Here is a 20,692-nt window from a genome sequence, read left to right on the forward strand (position 1 = left end):
GTCCTCCTGCTTGACCTGCGGCGCGTCGACTCATCCCCGCTGAATGCCTATTCCTTGACCTGCTTCGGGTCGATCGGGATTTCGCGTGCTGTGTTCTCGGCGCGCTCCTCGGCGCTCAACTGCCGCGCCGTGGTCCCGCAGCAGCGGTTGTACTGACTCTGCCAGTCCGTCATGAACGCGTCGTAGTTGGTCTGGCCGACCAGCTTCAGGTCCGACTCGTCGTTGTGCCAGACGCCGTTGCTCGTCCAGTTCGAGGAGCCGACGAAGACAAGGCTGGAGTTGGCCGCCCCCGCGTAAGTGCCGCTGACCATCATGTACTTGTCGTGTGTGTAGTGGAGGGCATTTCCGTTCGCGTCGATGCCGCGGGTGGTGTCGTGCACGTCAATATTCGGCCGGTCCTTCAGGTAGTCCTGCACGCTGGTGTCGACCTGACCGGCGGTGAAGAGTATGTGTATCTTGACGCCAGTTTGTGCCAGGCTGACCAATTTCTTCGGCAGTTCAAGATAGTTCGCGTCGCCCGGCTCCCCGTGAGAGGTCCACTGGAACATGGCGATGTTGATCGTGGCCGGCGCCTTGATGTTGTTCAGGAAGTCGACCCAGGTGTCGCTTCCGGTGCGTTCCTTGGGCCACTGGTAGGAGGGCGGGGACAGTGTCGTCCTGGCGTCCGTGCCGCTGGTGGAGTTGTAGTAGTCGGGCATCAGCGGGCCCGGGCCGCCCTGTGCCCCCTTGGACATGGCGGTGAAGTAGCGGACGTAGGAGTTGTACAGGTCGACGTTGCCCTTGACGGTGGTGCCGCTGTTCCAGGCGGTGTTGGCCTGGGCGGAGGTGGGGTTGGCGCTTGTGACGGTCACCGTCCTGTTCGCGTCGCTTCCGCCGCTGAGCATGTAGTACTTCGCGTGCAGCGCGGAGCCGGTGTAGTGGGTCAGGCAGCCGCCCGGACATAGCGCGGCGAAGCTGGAGGCTTGCGGGTCGTTGCCCAGCTCGGTGACCAGCGACTGCCAGACCGCGTTGTCGCTGTGGGAGTCCATCAGCGCCTTGACGATGACGCCGCGCTGGTGCGCGGCGATCAGGGCGGCCGCGAAGTCCGGGCCTGGCTGCGTGCTGCCTATCGAGTACATGGCGACGCGTATGGTCTGCCCGCAACTGGCGCTGTTGATCGATTCGATGATCGGGCCCAGGATGTTCATCTGGGCGTCGGGGTCCTCCGGGTCGCTGAAGCTTGGGCCCGGTCTCGAGGTGAACGTCCGGGATTCGCAACTGAGCGGTGACTTGGCCTCCTTGACTGCTGCGTGTGCCGTTGTCGGCGACAGCGCGGTGACGACCAGTGCGGTGATCAACGTGAGTGTTCGCTTCATGGTGGGGCCTTTCGGTGGGCCGTTGACGCCGGCAAGTCGGGGTATTGCTGGGCCGATTGACAAATGACTGGTGGCCAAGGGGAGCCGGGCACCGACGTAGCAGTGCGGTCTGTCCGGCTGTTCGGTGTGGCGGACTCGCCAGGCACCGAGCTGGAGAACCCGCCTTCAGTAACGTCGGCTTGGCCCCGGCTCGGAGCCCTGCACGCGGGGCGCTTCCCAGCGGCTGGCGAACGGGAATCGACTCTCCAAGAAGTCACGGAGGGCGCCCGCCACGCGCTTCATCTCACTGGCGGCGGTGTTGACGTCGTTGAGGCACAGGAAGTCGTAGGGGTGCCCCGGCAGCCGGAACTCGGCGAGAGCCGCGTCCAGTTCCGGCTTGCCTACATCGACGTAACGCAGTTTGAACTTGCCGGGTACGGCACGGCCGGTGAGGTAGGCGTGGTGGTGGTGCAGTGAGGTCGCCATGGCGATGTCCGTCGTGGCGCGGAACCGGGACCGACTGGTGCGCTGTACGTGATCCGCGAACGTCTCGTCCAACTCGGCCAGGACGTCACGTAGTTGGGGGTGAGGGGTGTGCTTGAACTTGCTGGCTGTGAAGCGGCCGTGGGAGTTAAGCATCAGCGTGCGGACGTTCTTCCCCGCCGAGTTCGGTGCGGGTTCATCGGGGTGCGGGGTGCCGAGGCCGAGCTGGAAGGACGAGAAGGGGAGCTTGGCGATGCCGTTGCCGTGGAAGAACTGCTCGGCGGTGGCCGGGCGGGTGAAGAAGACGTCGTCGTTGAGGTAGAGGTAGCGCTCCGAGAGGCCCGGTATGTGGTGCAGCTGGGTTTCGATGGCGTGGGAGTTGAAGACGGGAAGCGCGGTCGGGTCGGTGAAGATGTCCTTGTGGTCGATGACCTGGACGCCGGGTGCGTTCGGGTCGAGCCAGGCGGGTGTCTGGCCGTCGGTCACCAGGTAGATGTTCCGGACGAACGGGGCGTACATCTCCACCGAGCGCAGGGAGTACTTGAGTTCGTCCCGGCTGGTGTAGCGGGATGTGCCGGTCTCACGGGCGTGGATGCGCGGGGTGTCGGACCCGGTGCGGAAGGACTCGCGGCGAGCGGCGAGGTCGGGGTCGGAGCCGTCGACCCAGGTGTAGACGAGGTCGATGGGGAAGTCGACGGCATCGATGCGGGGCCGCATGAAGGACTCGTACGTCGGGTAACTGCGACGCTCGATGGTGCGGAGGGCCGCGGCACGAGCGGCCGAAGGCAGCACGTCGGTGACCGCGTTGGGGCGCGGTGCCACCAGAGCGTCCGCGAGCACCGCGGACGGTGCCTGGGTGCGTAGTGCCTCGATGCGAGTGGCGCCGCGTTCGCCGTCGTCCAGCAGCCGCTGGCCGTCCTGCCAGAACTCGACGTCGCAGCCGTAGGTGAGGTCCGCGAGCACCTGACGATCCGGGCCGAGCAGGATCTCACCGAAGCGGATGACGTCCTGCCGCTTCAGCGCGGTGGGCAGGGAGCCGTCGGCGTACAGAACCGCGTCATCCGGAAGAGGCTGACTGGTGGGCTTGAGCGCGTACAGCGGGCTGGTCCCGTAGGTGACCCGCAGGGTGTCCAGGAGCTTCTTGCGGTCGGTGCGGCGTACGGCGACCACGTGGCGGGTGCGGGTGCGGGAGCGGCCGGGGACGAGGAAGTATGCGATTCCGGCCTGCTCCAGGGCGTCGGCGATGAGGGCGAGGCTGTGGGCGCTGGCGCCTGCCGCGGTGAACCGGTCGACGGTGCGGCCGTAGTAGGTGCGGCCCTCGAAGGGGACCGTGCGCACCGTGGTGTCCGACTCCAGCAGGGCCTGCCGCCGTGCCGCGACCTTCTGCCGGCGTCTTCGGGCCTCTTCGGCGGCCTGCGCGGCTTTGGCTTGTGCGGCCCGTTCCTCGCGGGCGCGGGCGCGCCCGGGCACCAGACGGTCGGCGAGATGATGGATGCGGAGGGACATGCGGGTTTCCTGCCTGGGGTGGTGGCCGGTGCGGGCGCCACCCCGTCGAGCCGCCTGGCGTGACGGCACCTACTGGGTCAGATGGGGCGCTGGTGTTGGGATCTCGTGCGTCGGGAGGTCAGAGGTGAGCCTCGATCCGGGCGAGGATCTTTCCGGCATGCCGGGGATGTCGAGGAGCGCGCCGCCGTGGGCACTGCTGCCTCCTGCGGTCCTTCCAGGTGCCCGAGCAACTCGCATGCAGTGAGATGTCGGTGGAGTTCGGGAAGCAACGGGCGAGGATGGCGGCGTTGTCACGGACCTTGTGTTGCTTGTTTGTGCCGGTGTCGTGATTGCCGTCGTTCCGTGCCCGGTAGGGCGGGGCGACCGACGACAGGGCGGCGACTTCGCTGACGCGACTGCCGCCGGCGGCGTAGATGGCGAGCGACTTCGCGATCTGGCCACCGTCCGAGGAACCAAGGACGACGAGCCGGTCCGGAGGGAGATCGAACTGCGCGGCGTTGTCCCTGTTCCAGTCGATGGCGGAGATGGCGTCGGTGCGCGGGGCCGGCCAGTCGGCGTCGAAATTCAGCCGACAGCCGGCGGAGAAGACGGCATGCCCCCGGTCCGCGAAATAGCGCGGCCAAGCGACCCAGCCGGAGTCTTCGTACCAGTAGCCGCCGGACAGGATGGCAATTTCTCGCCGCCTTGAATTCGACGTATTCCAATAGGGGGCGAATTTCTGATCGGTGTGCGATCCATGCGAATATGTCGCTTCGCCGCGCTCGGCGGCCACGCTGGGGCGCGTCTCAAGATCCAGCAAGCTCGCGACCGGCGCCGCACACGCGACCAGGTACACCCACGGGCGTTTCACAGGCTTTGCGTCCTTATTCCGGACTTCGGGCAGGCGACGTGCAGGATTCGCCGGTTCGCACCCTTGTAAACCCTTTTGGTGCGCCTCTGGCGTGCCGAAATCTTGAACAGCCTGCGAGTTCATGGTGAAGGGACTATGAGGTTCGGACTGATGACCCGTCAAGCGCAAACTTATAAATTTGTCCGGCTTGCCCGAGATTTAGGCGGAAGGAGGTAATCCAGTCCTTTGTAAGGCTTGGGCGTAATTCTTTGGCGTAAATTGGACATGTGCTTGACGTGGGGGTTACAGGTGCCAGTAGCTTTGCGGCCGCTCGATAGTCGGTGCGGGGGGATCCGGGAAGTTTCCGGATGCACGCATCGGTAGCGGACAACAACGGCATACCGAGGGGTGGGGTGGATGACTCATGCGTAGACGCATGAGCGCAGCCGGATTGGCTGCGATAGTCGCCACGGTTTTGGCGACGGCCGGGGGGCTGGTCTCGCTGCAGCAGCCGGCGGCCGCAGCGGCGACCTGCACAGGTGGCACGTCGACCGATTTCAACGGTGACGGCGTGACCGACACGATCATCGCGGACCCGCAGGCGACGGTGAACGGCGCGGTGCGGGCCGGTCTCGTGCGTGTGGTCCTCGGTGGCGGCAAGGGGGTCTTCGAGATCTCCCAAGCGACCACCGGAATGAGCGCGGACCCCGAGCGAGGGGACCAGTTCGGAGCGTCCCGGGCAGCCGTCGATGCCGACGGCGACGGATGTACGGACCTCGTGGTCGGAGCCCCGTACGAGGACGTCACCAAGGACGGCGCCGATCTGCACGACGCCGGTGCCGTCTACGTGATCCACGGCATGCCGACCGGGATCGGCGCCGGGTCCACGATCGACAGCTATACCCAGTATCAGTTCGACCCGAGCACGACGACCGAGGAGTACGACCGCTTCGGGTTCGCACTGGCGGTGGGTCAGACCTCGGCCGGTTCCCCCTACCTCGTCATTGGTGCGCCCGGCGAGAACGTCACCAGCGGCGGCAAGGACTACGCGGACGCCGGCTGCATCCACTACATGCAGGGCACGAAGAAGTACACGGTCAACCAGGACGATCCCGGGGTTCCGGGGGTCGTCGAGGCGCACGACCGCTTCGGCTACTCGCTGGCAGGAACCAACCGATACTTCGCGGTGGGTGCCCCGGGCGAGACAATCGGCGACGATGCCGTCTTCGCCGGTGCGGTCACCGTGTTCAACCACACCATCACCGACGGAGTCCCCACCGGCCTCGTCGGCCTCGACCAGGGAGCCACGGGCGAGGGCCTCGCTGGGGCCGCCGAGTCCAACGACCAGTTCGGCTCGTCGATCGACATGACGAACTACCGTCCCAGCGACCAGACTTACAACTCCGACGCGCTCCTGGCCGTCGGTGCTCCCGGCGAGGCGATCGGTACCGCCGCAGGAGCGGGTACGGCCACGGTCATCCGCATCCAGCCGTCCGGCACGTACAGCGAGATGGCGCCCATCGACGCGGACAAGACAGACGTCGAAGGCACCGCCACGGAGGGCGACTTCCTCGGTCAGCGCGTGGCGATCACCAACACCGACACCTCGGTCGTCAGCAGTGCTGCCACCATCCGGCTGGCCGTGGGTATCCCCGGGCGCGACGTCGGAAGCGTCAAGGACGCGGGCGTGCTGCAGGTCTTCCGGCCGCTGGACAGCGCCATCGGCACCAACGACAAGATCATCAGTCGGGCGGCCAGCGGCAGCGTCCTGCCCGGCCCGGCGACCGCACGTGACTACACCGGCATCAGCCTGACCTCCGGCAGCGCGAACCTCTACGTCGGCGTTCCGTACAGCAAGGAGTCCGCCACCTCCAAGGGCGTCCTGTACGTGATCCCGTGGACCGACATCAACGGCACCACGAGCACCGGGACGACGACGTTCAAGCCGGGCGCCGGAGGCATCCCCAACGCCGGCGCCTCCTTCGGCGTGGTCGGGTGACGGACTCCATGGCCAGAGAGAAGCACACCACCGTGAACCACCGCTCTGCAGGCGGCAGTCGGGGCAGACGGGCCGCCGTGATCCCCGCGACGCTCACCGCGCTGCTCGCCTCCGGTCTGGGCGTCCTGCCCAGCCTCACAGGGGACGCCCCGGCCGCGGCCGCAGCGGACAAGGCAATGTCGACGACCGCGGCGGGTACCGGCGACGCGCAGGCCAAGGCCGCCAAGTCCGGCAAGAAGGTCGAGGTGCTCGCCCTGCGCGACGAGCGCAGCACCACCGTGGCCAACCCGGACGGCACCTTCACCACCACCGAATACGTCCAGCCCATCCGTACCCGCAAGGACGGCAAGTGGCAGGACATCGACACCGCGCTCGTCAAGCAGGCCAACGGTACGTACGCGCCGAAGGCCGCACTGACGGCCATGACCTTCTCCGGCGGCGGAGACAAGACCTTCGCCCAGTTGGAGAAGGACGGGCGGTCGCTGTCCCTGGACTGGCAGGCGAAGCTCCCCAAGCCGAGGATCGACGGCTCCACGGCCACGTACACCAACGTCCTCGACGGCGTCGACCTGAAGATCACCGCGAGTGCGGAGGGCTTCTCGCACGTCCTGGTGGTCAAGAACGCGAAGGCCGCGGCCAACCCGGACCTCGCCAAGCTCCAACTCCCTGTGGACACCGACTCCGTCAAGCTGACGAAGACGGCGAGCGGCGGACTTGAGGCCAAGGACAAGACGAGCGGGGGCACCGTTTTCGAGGCGGCGCAGCCGATGATGTGGGACTCCAGCCAGGGCATGGCGTCAGACGGCGATTCCTCGAGCCCGTCACCGACGCCTTCCGTGCCGGCTACGGCCAGCACGGACGCCGGCGATACGGTGACGCCGCCGGACGGCGCCCAAGTCGCCGACGTGGCAGTGGACACCGCCGCGGACAGTGTCACCCTCACTCCCGACGCCGATCTCCTCCAGGGCAAGGACACCGTCTACCCGGTCTACATCGACCCGGTCTACAAGACGGCGAACCGCACGAGCTGGACGATGGTCTCCTCGTACTCCTCCGGCTCGTCCTTCTGGAAGTTCGACGACGACGAGGGCGTGGGCCGCTGCCCCGCCAACGTCTCCTACCGCTGCACCAGCGGCAGCGACGTCAAGCGTCAGTTCTTCGCACTGCCGACGGGATCGTTCGAGGGCAAGGACATCGTCAAGGCCGAGTTCGCGGTCACGATGGTGCACACCTACAGCGACTCCGCCAGGTCGGTTCAGTTGGGCCGAGTCAACTCGTCCGGCGCCAGCGCGATCAACTCCGGGACCGACTGGGACAACCAGCCCCCACTCAAGGACGCGATCACTTCGCAGTCGCCGACCAATCCGGCCGGCTCGTGCACGTCCACGAACCAGAACGTGCGGTTCGGTGTGACCGGCACTGTGCAGAAGGCGGCGGACAGCGGCTGGGACACCACCACGTTCCGCCTCAAGGCCGGCGATGAGGGCGACTACTCGTACTGGAAGCGTTTCTGCGGCAATGCCCACCTCGAAGTCACCTACAACCGGCCGCCATTGCAGCCTGCCATGGACGACCTGACGATGACGCCGGGTGGTGTGTGCGAGTACGGAAACGCCGCCGAACACTACGTTGCGCAGGCCCCGAAACTGAAGGCCGTCATCAAGGACCTCGACCACGGTGACACGGGCAGCAACACCGAGACGCTGCAGGCCGAGTTCCACGTGTGGTGGACGTCTGGTGGCAAGACCTACGACAAGTACACGTCGTCGAAGAAGCTCAGCACGACGGATGCCACGAAGAGCGGCCAGACCGGGCAGGCGACGTTTTCCTACACGGTGGGGACGAACTCGGCGGACGACCCGGACGACGCGGCCTACACCATCCCGCAGAACACCACCATCGCCTGGGCTGTGCGTGGTTCCGACGGGCAATCGTGGGGCCCGTGGTCGCTTGCCGGCGACTCCACGCGTTGCGAGTTCATCTACGACGCCACCGCGCCCAAGGCCCCGGCAGTCACCTCCACCGAATACCCGGATGACGACGCATGGCATGCGGGCATCGGTGACTACGGAAGCTTCACCTTCGACTCCGCCTCCACGGATGTGGCCTCGTACAAGTACCGCTTCAAGGGCGACAGTGCTTGGAAGAGCGTGAACGCCGAGTCCACCGGCGGCCCGGCCACGGTGCGCTGGATGCCTCCGGACGAGGGCCCCATGTATGTGGAGGCCAAGGCGGTCGACGGCGCGGGCAACGCGCAGAAGACGCCCACCGCGTACACCTTCCTGGTCAGTGACGGCCGGGCCCCCGCGGCGGGCTGGACGCTCGGTGATGCGAAGGGCTCCACCGCAGCGGTCGGCACCTCCGGTTCGCCGAACGCGACGCCCGGTCCCGGTGTGACCTTCGGCAACGAAGGCCCGCTCGGCCCCACGGACACCGCCGTGACGCTCGACGGCTCGGGCGGCGCCTACCTGAACGCGGGCAAGGCCGTGGTCGACACCAGCAAGACGTTCTCGGTGAGCGCCTGGGTGAACCTGCCCGAGCGGCCCAGCGACGACGTGAGCATCGTCAGCCAGGACGGCACCGGGGCGCCCGGTTTCGAGCTCGGCTACGACGTGGACACCCAGTCCTGGACCTTCCGTATACCTATGAACGACCTGGAGGGCATGGGCACGTGGAAGGTGTCCGGCGCGACGGCCGTGCCGGGCAGCTGGATGCACCTCATCGGGGCCTACGACGCCGAACTGGGCACGTTGAGCCTGTTCGTCAACGGTGACCTGCTAGAGGAGGACGTCCAAAAGCGCCGTACGACGTGGAACGCGACCGGTCCGCTGCAGATCGGACGCAAGTTGTCCCTGGACGGCTACACCAGCAACTTCAAGGGCAGTATCGCGGACGTCAAGGTCTACGACCGGGTCGTTCCCGAGGCTGAGGGCGAGCAGCTCGGCGGTATCTCCGCAACTCAGCTCTCCTACTGGCAGGTCGATTCCGCGACCGGAGGTGTCGCCCCCGAGGCCGCGGGCGGAACCGGCCTGACGCTGGGTGGCGGTGCCGCCATCTATCTGCCGGACGACTCGTGCGACCCGGAACTCGACCCGGAGTGCTTGCCGCCGGCCGAACCTCTGTGGGGTGATGGCCACTTGGTGCTCAACGGCAGTAATGCCTATGCGGCCCGGGCGGCAGGTCTGCTGGCCAAGGAGGACAGCTTCACCCTCACCGCGCGGGCCCGGCTCGCCACAGCAGGATCGACGAAGGACCAGACGGTTCTCTCCCTGGCGGGAACCAGCGGCAGTGCCCTCACGGTGAAGTACCTGGCTTCCGCGGACCGCTGGCAGCTGACGACGACCGACAAGGACGCCACGACAGCGAAGTCCTCGGCGGTCAACGCCGGAGGTGTGCTGCCCAGCAGTGAGGGCGATGGCGACCACCTGGCGATCGTCTACTCGGCGGTCTTCGGCGACGTGCTCCTGTACGTGAACGGGACCCTCGCCGCGCAAGCTCCCTGGGACAACGCGTGGGACTTCACCACCGCGTCGCTCCAGGTCGGACGGGCCCTCACCGGTTCCACCGGGTCCGCCTACTTCGATGGCGCCCTCGACGAACTGCGGATGTACCGCGGCGCGTTGGACGCGAGCATGGTGCCCACGGTGGCCGTGCTCCCGGCAGGCGAGAGCATCGAGGAAACCGTCACCTGACAGAAGTGACACAGGGCGGGTGTCCCGCGACCGGGCCGGAAGGCCGGTGCGGGACACCCGCCCGCTTCGTCGCGCCCGACGGCGCTTTCTGTCGTCTCCATTACCCATGTCTCCCAACGGAGTTGTGATGCGATCGCCCTACCGGTCACGGTGGCGAATACCGGCGCGGAGCACAGTGCTCGGCGTCGGTATCGCCCTGGCCGTCGGCCTGCTGCCGCAATTCGCCCCCGAGGCGGCGGCCAAGGACGGCGGCCTGACCAGACCCGCAACCCAGACAAACCTCGACGACCCGGTCAACGGCAAGAACAGCAACGCGAAGAAGTTCAATAAGACGAACCAGGCCGCCAAGGCCGCGGTCAAGTCCGCCGACCACGTGAAGTGGCCCAAGGCCGCCTCCGACGAGGTCCCGCTGGCTCCGGCCGCCAAAACCCGTAAGGCCACCCAGGCCGACGGCCTGCCGATCAAGGTGACGGCCACGGGTAAAGCGAGCCCCGGCTCGGTGCACGTAGCGGTGCTGGACCACAAGAAGTCCAAGGCCGTCGGTATCGACGGGCCGCTGATGACGGTCTCGCGAACGGACGGGGCCGACAGCAACGCGCCGGTACAACTCGACCTGGACTACAGCGACTTCGCCAATGCCTACGGCGGCAGCTACGGCTCCCGACTGCACCTCGTGCAGTACCCGGCCTGCGTGCTCACCAGCCCGCAGAAGAAGTCCTGCGCCACACCGAAGCCACTGCCCAGCAGCAATGATGCCGTCAAGCAGACGCTGAGCGCGAAGGTGACTGCCGCTGCCGACGACTCCGGACCCAGCACACAGCTGGGCACGACCGACTCCGCCGAGGACGAGGCGGCATCCCTGACGGTGCTCGCAGCCACCGCGGGCACCTCAGGCGGCCAGGGCGACTTCAAGGCGACCCCGCTCAAGGCGTCGTCGCAGTGGAACGTGTCCAACGCCTCCGGCACCTTCAACTGGTCCTATCCGATCACCGGCCCGCCGACGCCCGGCGGACTGTCCCCCCAGGTGTCCCTCGGCTACAACTCCCAGTCCATCGACGGGCAGACCGCGGCGACCAACAACCAGGGATCCTGGATCGGCCAGGGATTCTCCTACGAGCCCGGCTTCGTCGAGCGGCGCTACAAGCCGTGCGCCGACGACGGGCACGCCGACACGAACGGCGACCAGTGCTGGGGCACCGACAACGCTACCGTCTCGCTCCGTGACGGCACGTCCGGTGAGCTCGTCAAGGACGACACCACGGGCGAGTGGCACGTCAACTCGGACGACTTCTCCAAGGTCGAAAAGCTCAGCGGCGCCACCAATGGGGACAACAACGGCGAGTACTGGAAGATCACAACGAAGGACGGCACCCAGTACTTCTTCGGCCTGAACCGACTTCCCGGCTACGCCTCCGGCAACGAGGAGACCGACTCCACCTGGACGGTTCCTGTCTACGGGGACGACTCCGGCGAACCCTGCTACAACTCCACGCTCGCCGACGCGTATTGCACCCAGGCCTGGCGGTGGAACCTCGACTACGTCGTGGACGCGCACGGGAACGCCATGTCGTACTTCTACGACAAGGAGACCAACTACTACACGCAGGGCCTGAAGACCGGTGAGAACGGCAAGCCTTACGTCCGCGGCGGCTACCTCAAGCGCGTCGATTACGGGCAGCGGGCGGGCGCGGTCTACTCCACCAAGCCAGCGGCTCGTGTCGTCTTCACCACCTCCGAACGCTGCATCGGAGACCTGACCGACTGCTCCGCCTCCGCGCTCACCGACGCCACTGCGGCCGACTGGCCGGATGTCCCCTGGGACAGCAACTGCAAGGCCAGCACGAAGTGCGCGGGTCAGAACTCGCCCACCTTCTGGACCCGCAAGAAGCTCGACAAGATCACCACGCAGATCCGGACCGGTGACTCGACTTACGAGGACGTCGACCAGTGGACACTCGGACACGTCTTCACCGACAACGGTGACGGCTCGAAGTCACTGTGGCTGAACGCCATCGACCACACCGGCAAGGCGGGCACCGACACGTCCGTGCCGTCCGTGAAGCTGTACGGCAAGCAGCTCGCCAACCGCGTCGACGTGGCCGGCGACAACATCCAGCCGTTCATCCGCTTCCGCATGTCGGCGGTGGAGAGCGAATCGGGCAGCGTCCTGTCCGTCAACTACGCCGACACCCAGTGCACCTCGTCCAACCTGCCCACACCGGGCAAGTCCACTGTGCGCTGCTTCCCGGTCAAGTGGAACCCGCCGGGTGTCGAGGACCCGATCACGGACTGGTTCCACAAATACGTCGTCTCTTCCGTTGTCGAGCAGGACCTGGTGGCGAACAGCCCCGACCAGGTCACCTCGTACACCTACCTCGGTGACGCAGGCTGGCGTAAGGCGAAGCCCGACGGCATCACCAAGTCCGAGTACCTCACCTGGAGCGACTGGCGCGGCTACGGCAAGGTCCGCGTCGCGACCTCCGACGGCACGGAGAACGCCTCCAACACCAGGACAGAGCACGTCTTCTTCCAGGGCTTGGACGGCAACCCCGACCCCGCCGGCGGAACGAAGACATCGACCGTCACCACCTCCACCGGCACCACCTACACGGACAGTGACTGGAAGTCCGGCATGGAGGTGGAGACCCTCACGTACAACGGTGATCAGGTCGTCACCAAGTCCACCTACCGCCCGTGGACCCAGGTCACGGCAACGAACGTCGAGGACTGGGGCACGAGCTACGCCCGCTTCGCCGAGACCGACCGCACTGACACCTATGAGTCCCTCGCTTCGGGAGGTTGGCGACAGACCGGCTCACAGACCACCTACGACGCGAAGACGGGCCGCCCCACCCAGGTCAACGACTGGGGCGAGATCAACGTCGCGGACAACCAGTGCACCCGCACCGAGTACGCGGACAACCCGACCAAGCACCTGTACGCGTTCACCGCCCGTGTCGAGACGGTCAGCGTCGATTGCACGAACACGCCTGACCGCACCAAGGACGTCATCTCCGACGATGTGACGCTCTACGACGCCGGCACGACGATCGGCGCTGCTCCCACGATCGGCGACCCGACCACCGTCAAGCGTCTTGAATCCCACAACGGAGTGTCCGGTACCTACCAGACCGTCTCCACCACGTCGTACGACAAGTACGGCCGCCCGCTCTCGGTCAAGGACGCCCTCGGCACGCCGAAGACGATCGCCTACACCGACACTTACGGGCTGGTGACCGGCAAGACCGAGACGAACGCGCTGGGCTGGACCAACAAGACGGAGTACGCGCCCGAGTGGGGCGCCGTCGCCGCCCAGGTCGATGCCAACAACCAGCGCACCGACCTCGGCTACGACGGACTGGGCCGACTGACGTCGGTCTGGTTGCCGGACCGGCCGAAGGCGTCCAGCTTCTCCCCGTCCCTCAAGTACTCCTACGGCATTCGCACCACGGGGCCCAACTACGTCAAAACGGATCGGATCGAGAACGGAGGCACCACCTACGGCAGCGAGTACACGCTCTACGACGGCCTGCTCCGGCCCCGACAGGTGCAGACGGAGGGCCAGGACAACGGCCGTCTGATCGCAGACACCTACTACGACGGCTCCGGCCGCACAGTCAAGACCAACGACACCTACTGGACGACCGGCGCCCCCGCATCGACGCTCTTCGAGCCGCTCAACGCGGACCTCGACGCGCAGACGGTCACCCAGTACGACGGTGCGGGCCGCACCAAGGCCACGATCTTCAACGTCGCCGGCCAGGAGAAGTACCGCACCACCTACGCCTACGGCGGCGACCGCGTCCACAAGGACCCGCCCACCGGCGAAACCCCGACCACCACGATCACGGACGCCCGGGACAACACGGTCGAACTGCGCCAGTACAAGGGCGACACCCCGCTGCCCATGGGCACCTCCGCCGACTACGTGGCCACGAAGTACGGCTACACGCCCGACGGGCAGCTGACCAAGGTGGCCGACGACGCCGGCAACACCTGGACGTACAAGTACGACCAGCGGGGCCGCAAGATCGAGGCGGTGGACCCGGACACCGGCACCACGACGTACGGCTACGACGACCTGGACCGCCAGAAGTCCGTCACCGACTCCCGCTCCAACACCACCAGCACCGTCTACGACGTACTGAGCCGGGTCAAGTCGACCTGGCAGGGTGCTCCCGACACGGGCACGAAGCTGTCGGTGTCGACGTACGACACGGTCGCCAAGGGCGAGCTGTACGGCAAGTACACCTACAAGAACAGCGCGGTCTACTCGTCGGTGACGTACCCCGTCCTCGACGCGAAGAACGACTACAAGCCGACCTCCACGAAGTACACGCTGTCGAAGACCGCCGAGCCCGAACTGGGCGGCACCTACGAGTACAACACGCAGTACAACGACGACGGCACCGTACAAGGCACCAACTTCCCCGCCGCAGGCGGCCTTTCGGCCGAGGCGGTGTCATACCAGTACGACGCGCTACAGCGACCGAGGCAGCTCAACACCTCGCTGGGCGGGGGCAGTTACGTCTCCAACACCTCCTACTCGCCCACCAGTCAACTCGAACAACTCGAGCTGAGCACGGGGAGCACGTCAGCCAAGAAGACCTGGCTGACCTACCAGTACGAGCAGGGCACCAAGCGCCTCACCAATGCGCGGGTCGATGTCGAAGGCGCCACGTCCGTCGCCTACGACGCCGACTACACCTACGACGCGGGCGGCAACGTCACCTCGATCGTCGACAACCCGACAGGCGGCACCCGGGACGCGCAGTGCTTCCGCTACGACAGCCTGCGCCGGATGACGCAGGACTGGACGTCCTCGCAGACCCCGAACGGCGCGACCGGAACCGGCGGCACGGACGCGGCCTGCACCTCGAACGCATCGTCCACGACGGTCGGCGGCACCTCCGCGTACTGGAACACCTACACCTACGACTCCATAGGCAACCGCAAGACCGAGACCAACCACGGTACCGGCGGCTCCGCCACCTCCACCAAGACCTACACCTACGGCGAGAACGGAGCGGGCCCGCACCAGCTGACCACCGAGGTCACCGACACCACGGCCACCGGCACCACACCGGCCGTCAAGTCCCAGAACACCTACACCTACGACGACGCGGGAAACACCAACACCCGCGTCCTGAACGGAGACACCCAGTCCCTCACCTGGGACAAGAACAACCTGCTCACCAAGGTCACCAACGCCGACGGCAGCGAAGCCGCGTACACATACGACGCGAGCGGCACCCGCCTCCTGCAGAAGTCCGCGTCGGAGAGCACGTTCTACCTGCCCAACATGGAGCTGCACCTCAACAACTCCACCAAGGCGGTCACGGCGACTCGCTACTACACCCTGGGCGACCAGACAGTCGCGATGCGCACGTCCAAGGGCGTCACATATCTGGCCGCCGATCACCACGGCACCGCTGAACTCGCCGTAAACCCGGCGACCGGCGAAACCGACCGGCGTCGACTCGACCCCTTCGGCAACGGCCGCGACGAGACCTCGTCCGACTCCTCGAAGTGGGTGAACGACAAGGGCTTTGTCGGCGGGACCAACGACGCGACATCGGGCCTGGTCCATCTGGGGGCTCGCGAGTACGACGCAACCACCGGCCGCTTCATCTCGGCCGACCCGATCATCGACTACACAGACCCACAACAGATCAACGGCTACGCCTACAGCAACAACAACCCGGTCACGTTCACCGATCCCACCGGCCTGCGGCTCGCGGACTGCGTGGGCGGGTGGAACGAGTGCGGGCCTGGCCCCTCGGATCGCAGCAATGCCCGCCTCGAGAGCGCCGGCAGCGGCGGCGGAGGCAGCGGCGGCGGCCATGGTGGCAGCACCGCGTCCAGCTCGGGCCCTACGGCTGCGCAGCTCAAGGCGGCCGAGGCCCAGCGCAAGGCGGAGGCCGCCAAGCGCCGGGCGATCGCCATCGCAAAGGAACTCGGCAAGATCATCGCCGATGAACTCGGCATCACCGACGCCCTCGACTGCTTCACCACCGGCAGCCTCGGCTCCTGCGGATCGACGGCCGCCAACATCGTCACGTCGCTGATCGGCGGCGGACCGGTGACCAAGCTGATCGCCAAGTACTGGTACCGCGTTGACAAGGCCTACGCGCTCGGCAAGCGGATCGTGGGCCTGGGCAAAAAGCTCTGGGGGGCGTTCAAGGACTGGCGCAAGGAACGAAAGGTTGCCAAATCGTGCAACAGCTTCGTTCCCGGAACGCTGGTTCTGATGGCCGACGGCACCACCAAACGGATCGAAGACGTCGACATCGGCGACAAGGTCCTGGCCGCGGATCCGGAAACAGGCAAGACGAAAACAGAGACCGTAACGGCCGAAATAAAGGGAACGGGGCTCAAGCACCTCGTCAAGGTCACGATCGACGTAGACGGCACAAAGGGCACGAAGACCGCTTCCGTCAAGGCCACAGACGGACACCCCTTCTGGGTTCCCGAACTCCACACATGGATCTCCGCGACCGACCTGAAGGCCGGCGAATGGCTTCGCACCAGTGCGGGCACGAAGGTCCAGGTCACGGCGGTGAAACGCTGGACGGCTCAACGAGCTACGGTCCACAATCTGACCGTTAGTGACCTGCACACGTACTATGTGCTGGCAGGTGGCACGCCACTCCTTGTCCATAATATTGGTGGAAAAAAGGGTGGGTATGGGGAGGCGTGCGGCCTCTTCCAGCCTGGTGAAAATGCGCATGAATGGATCGATGCTCGCGGCCCAGGGCGCGATTGGAGGGCGCAGGAGATCAGAGATGTCAACGAGATCGGCGACAAGTACGGATGCCACACGTGTGGTGCAACAAAGTCAGGCTATAAGAGTGGTACGTGGGTGAAGGACCACCAGCCTGTTTCCACATTCATTAATCAGGGAGATCCTCAGATTCTCTTGCCGCAATGCCGATCGTGCAGCTCTGCTCAGGGTCAAGCAGCAGCACAGATGAAGCGGGATGGCATTAACCCGTACAAGGACTACTAATTGATGAGGGCGCCCAGCGTTCAGGCTGGGCGCCCTCATCTTCAGCGAAAAACCAAGAATAAGGATGAGGCTTCAATGGATCACTTTACTGCAGAAGTTCCGTGGGGAATTCTTCGAATTGAGTCGTCTGGCTCTGGGGTGGATATCCCTGTCGTGGATCCCGTAGAGGCTCCAGTTGGCGCAAATGACCAGTGTGTCGTCCTGTCTGTAATTCATGGGGATGTTGGACCCGTGACTGTGGATGTCGAGTGCGGTACGGGGGAGGATCGAGGTGTCCTCATCTATGCAGGAAGCTTGCAAGTAGGCCCTTCGGGTGTCGAAATCGCCGATGTGGTTGGGGATGATTTTTGTCGAAAGTACCCAATCGGCGAAGGTGAAACAGGGGTCAGGATTTGCGTAGACGATCCGGAAGAGGCTAGTGAGATCCAGGTTCGCTTCATCGAGCGCGGATAATCAGGTTGAGATCGCAGTGTCTGACCGTCCCGAGAGTTTCAAACTGAGTAACGAAACGTCGCCTGCGAAACGAGTGAACGCGGAATAGCGTCATGCCAACATCGAATATGGTTGGGTATGGTTGGGGCTTGTTGCGTGCGGATAGAGCGCTGGCCGGAAGGCTGATGCAGGTCAACGGGTGAAATCGCTGGAGGGTGAAGGCGTTACCGGTCCCATCTATTGGCAGAGGAAATCCTCGCGGCGGTGGGAGGGCCCTCAACCTCGATTCTTCACTGGCGGCGTGACGTCGCTCGGATCGGCGGTTGGCCCGTAATATCCTCTGCTGTCAAGGATGGGTCATCTCGTGACACTATGGGGAGCTGATCATCAACCAGCGCTGAGTGAACTCCTGCGGAGGTTACGATTGGTAGGGGATGACCTTGAATTGCAGCAGTAAATCGGGGTATATCGCGGGATGTCGGTTGATGTCCGCATGATCGGCTACCGTGACAGGTTCGGGATTGAGGTAGAGGCCATCTCGGGAGGGCTTGGGTTTCCGGCCGTCATCGATGCGGCCCTTATTTCGGATCGATGGGCGCGAACCTCGAAGGAAGAATTCCCTGAAATTGGGCTCGAAATGAAGGCGATCGTCATTGAGCCCGTTCCAACCTGGCGGCGGAGCCCGCCAGTTGGACGTGCCTGCAACATGACGAAGCTCCTGGTAGACGAGTTGTCGACCAAGATCAACCGTCGTGCCAGGAGCTCCGCGTGCTTGTCTACCCGTCCGCGATCGATCTGTCCACCGCGCACCTGCGTCACCTGGGCCGGCACCTGGCGGCTCGACGCCGCGAGATCGGCACCCGGTGGAGACGACTGATCCCCGGCCGGCAGGCCCTGCTCGCCCTGGCCCATCTGCGGTGTGGCGACACATACGCCCAGCTTGCCGCCGGATTCGGCATCGGCATCGCAACCGCCTACCGCTACATCCGCGAGGCCATCGACGTCCTGGCCGCGCTCGCACCGACACTGGACGTGGCGATGCAGACCGCCCGCACGAAGGCCTTCGTGATCCTGGACGGCACGGTGCTGCCGATCGACCGGATCGCCGCCGACCGCCCCTACTACTCCGGCAAGAAGCGCCATCACGGCATGAACGTGCAGGTCCTGACCGACCCCTTCGGCGATCACGCGGCATGACGTCGGCACGACGATCAAGTTGCAGCGGGACCGCTCGCCTCGCCGTACAGCCCTTCCGGCCCGATCAGCAGGACATCGCCCCGTCTCTGTGCCTCTTGCGCCAGGTCCGGCCAGAAACCGTGCAGAGAGAACAGGGCGAGCCGGGCGTCGTCCGTGCGGTGGCCCTGACGGGCCAGCAGCGCGTGGATGTGGTCCAGGCGCTGCAGGTCACGCGTGCCGCGCGGTGCGGCCGTCGCCTTCGCCTCGCCGATCAACTGCACGGTGCGGTGCGCCTGCTGGGGAGACTCGCCGCCTGCCAGCAGCAACACATCGACCTCATGCTTCGTACGAGCCGATGGATCGGGAACCTCGGTGCGGCCCACCCACCCGAAGTCCAGGCCCGCGACCTCGTCCGGCGCCCACAAGCGTGCCCACGCGCGCGTCACCTCCTCGAAGTGCGGGCCCATCACCTGTGACTGGAAGGCCGGGCGTGCCCGCTCCCAGGCCTGTTCGGTGCGGCCGGCGTCGATCAGTGGGGTCTGGGCAATGGTGACGGCCTGGTTGAAGCGGATCATCGCGTCCGGGACGCCGTACGACGGGGACCGGCGCTTGAGCAGGTCCTGGTCCTTGAATACGTACCCGGCCGCCTCCAGCGTGCCCAGAGCGTGCGCGGTCGCCGAACGTTCCTTGCCGATTCGTCCCCCGATCTCCGCCGGCGTCGTCGCCCCGCTCACGATCGCCTCAAGGAGTGGGTAGTAGACGGCCCGCTGGTCGAGGCGCGGATCCTCGCGCAGCAGGTATTCAGTCTCCGTGCGGGAGTACAGCGGATGGCCGGGTGTGAGCAGAGTGTCCACGGCGAACGCGTCGAATTCCTCCGTGCTCTGCGGTGCCGCACGCTCGGCCAGGACCTGGTAGCCCGGCACGCCCCCGCACACCGCATGTACAAGGAGTGCTGTGTGCAGGTCCTCGATGCCCCAGAACGCGCGGGTCGCCCGCAGGTCGAACGGCTGCAGCCGAAGGTCCAGACTGGCCCGGCCACGCAGCGGATGCTGGCCCGAAAGCAGCTCGTGCATCACCGACAGCGCGGAGCCGCACAGCACCACCGCTCCGCGCAGTGTGTCGCGGCCCGCCGAGGCTTCGTAGCGCGCCTCGTCGTACAACGACTGCAGCAGGCCGGGCAGCTCAGGGGAGTGCCGCAGCAGGTACGGGAACTCGTCGAGGACGACCAGCGGAGCCGGACGGCCCGGCTCGACGGTGAACAGCAGACGCAGCACCGCCGCCCAGTCGTCCCCGAGCCGCAGCGCCCCCGCGGGCAGCCCGCGCGCTGCGGCGATCGCCTCCACGACCCGCCGCTGGGCCGCCGCGCGGCTGTCCTCCTGCACTGCCAAGAGATACGTGCCGCCCAGCTCCTCGACCAGCGCGCGCAGCAGGAACGACTTGCCCAGCCGGCGCCGGCCCGAGACCACGCCGATGCGCAGTGAACCGTTGTCGTGCGCGGCGAAGCGGGATAGTTGCGCCCACTCGGAGTCGCGGTACCGGACGTGTGAAGGGAGTGAAGTCCCGGTCATGGCTCACCATCCGTGCCTACATAGGTGAAATCAAATTCACCATACACGGCTCGAGTGGCCGTAGCCCGTGAACCTGGAGGCGTCCCGGCGTCAGGTGGCGGCAGCCTGGATGGTGGAGCGGCGAGTGCGACGAACCAGTTCTGGCGGGACGTGGCAGAGGCTGGCCCGTGCACACCTGGCTGACCCGCGAAGAGCCAAGCGGCTCTGACTCGAAGCGGAAACCAGCACGCGTTGATCGTGCCGATTGACCCGCCTGGTGTGCGGTCGGGGCTGATGCGGCAAGCAGGTGCCGCCGGACGTCACGGACAGTAACCTGAGCGCGGGCCGGAGAGGGGGGCGAAGAGTTGAGGGGCGCCGACACGGAGACCTCTCCCGGCGAGAGGCCGGCCGCACGGCTCCTCCGGGAGCTGACCGGTGGCGGCGGGGTCCTGATCGTGGCGCTCCAGTCGGTGTGGCGAACGCCTAACGGGACCCGACCGAGCCGGATCGAGAAGGGTCCAGCCGGATAGAAATGGTCGGTTATGCCCGCCTTCTCCGACGTTTCCGCAGGTGAGGCGTGTCACTGCAATGGGTTCGAGTCCCACCCGCCCCACCCTGAAAAAACCTTTTGACCTGCGGGAACGTGGGTTTGGGGGTGTTTCTCCCTGTGGCGCTCGTCTTCCAT

7 protein-coding genes and 1 pseudogene are annotated in these 20,692 nt (G+C 66.0%); 4 read left to right on the forward strand and 4 right to left on the reverse strand.

Annotated features, from left to right (window positions below; translation table 11 throughout):
- Positions 1-47 precede the first annotated feature (47 nt).
- The 3 genes from RBJ65_RS41860 to RBJ65_RS41870 form a co-directional block, all read right to left on the reverse strand.
- Complete coding sequence (locus RBJ65_RS41860) at positions 48-1,355, reverse strand: phosphatidylserine/phosphatidylglycerophosphate/cardiolipin synthase family protein (RefSeq protein WP_306321764.1); 1,308 nt, start codon at positions 1,353-1,355, stop codon at positions 48-50.
- A gap of 165 nt (positions 1,356-1,520) precedes the next feature.
- The gene (locus RBJ65_RS41865) at positions 1,521-3,323 is read right to left on the reverse strand and encodes a stealth family protein (RefSeq protein WP_306321765.1); all 1,803 of its coding nucleotides are present in this window, start codon (positions 3,321-3,323) and stop codon (positions 1,521-1,523) included.
- A gap of 118 nt (positions 3,324-3,441) precedes the next feature.
- Positions 3,442-4,296 carry an alpha/beta hydrolase gene (locus tag RBJ65_RS41870; protein ID WP_306321766.1) on the reverse strand — a complete coding sequence of 285 codons (855 nt, stop codon included), beginning with the start codon at positions 4,294-4,296 and terminating at the stop codon, positions 3,442-3,444.
- Positions 4,297-4,588: 292 nt separating this feature from the next.
- Here RBJ65_RS41870 and RBJ65_RS41875 point away from each other — a divergent pair, with 292 nt between their 5' ends.
- The 4 genes and pseudogenes from RBJ65_RS41875 to RBJ65_RS41890 form a co-directional block, all read left to right on the forward strand.
- Positions 4,589-6,151, forward strand: coding sequence for an FG-GAP and VCBS repeat-containing protein (locus RBJ65_RS41875; protein WP_306321767.1), 1,563 nt, complete (start codon positions 4,589-4,591; stop codon positions 6,149-6,151).
- 8 nt (positions 6,152-6,159) lie between these two features.
- Positions 6,160-9,843, forward strand: coding sequence for a LamG-like jellyroll fold domain-containing protein (locus tag RBJ65_RS41880; RefSeq protein WP_306321768.1), 3,684 nt, complete (start codon positions 6,160-6,162; stop codon positions 9,841-9,843).
- Positions 9,844-9,970: 127 nt separating this feature from the next.
- Entirely contained in the window at positions 9,971-16,852 is a 6,882-nt protein-coding gene (locus RBJ65_RS41885; RefSeq protein ID WP_306321769.1) for a polymorphic toxin-type HINT domain-containing protein, read from the forward strand.
- Between the two features lie 1,200 nt (positions 16,853-18,052).
- A pseudogene (locus RBJ65_RS41890) lies at positions 18,053-18,466 on the forward strand (transposase family protein); the annotation flags it as partial.
- A gap of 29 nt (positions 18,467-18,495) precedes the next feature.
- Here RBJ65_RS41890 and RBJ65_RS41895 read toward each other — a convergent pair.
- On the reverse strand, positions 18,496-20,028 hold the full coding sequence (locus RBJ65_RS41895; RefSeq protein ID WP_306321770.1) for an ATP-binding protein: 1,533 nt from the start codon (positions 20,026-20,028) through the stop codon (positions 18,496-18,498).
- Between the last annotated feature and the right edge of the window lie 664 nt (positions 20,029-20,692).

The sequence above is a fragment of the Streptomyces sp. KL109B genome, assembly GCF_030766935.1.
Taxonomy (GTDB): domain Bacteria; phylum Actinomycetota; class Actinomycetes; order Streptomycetales; family Streptomycetaceae; genus Streptomyces.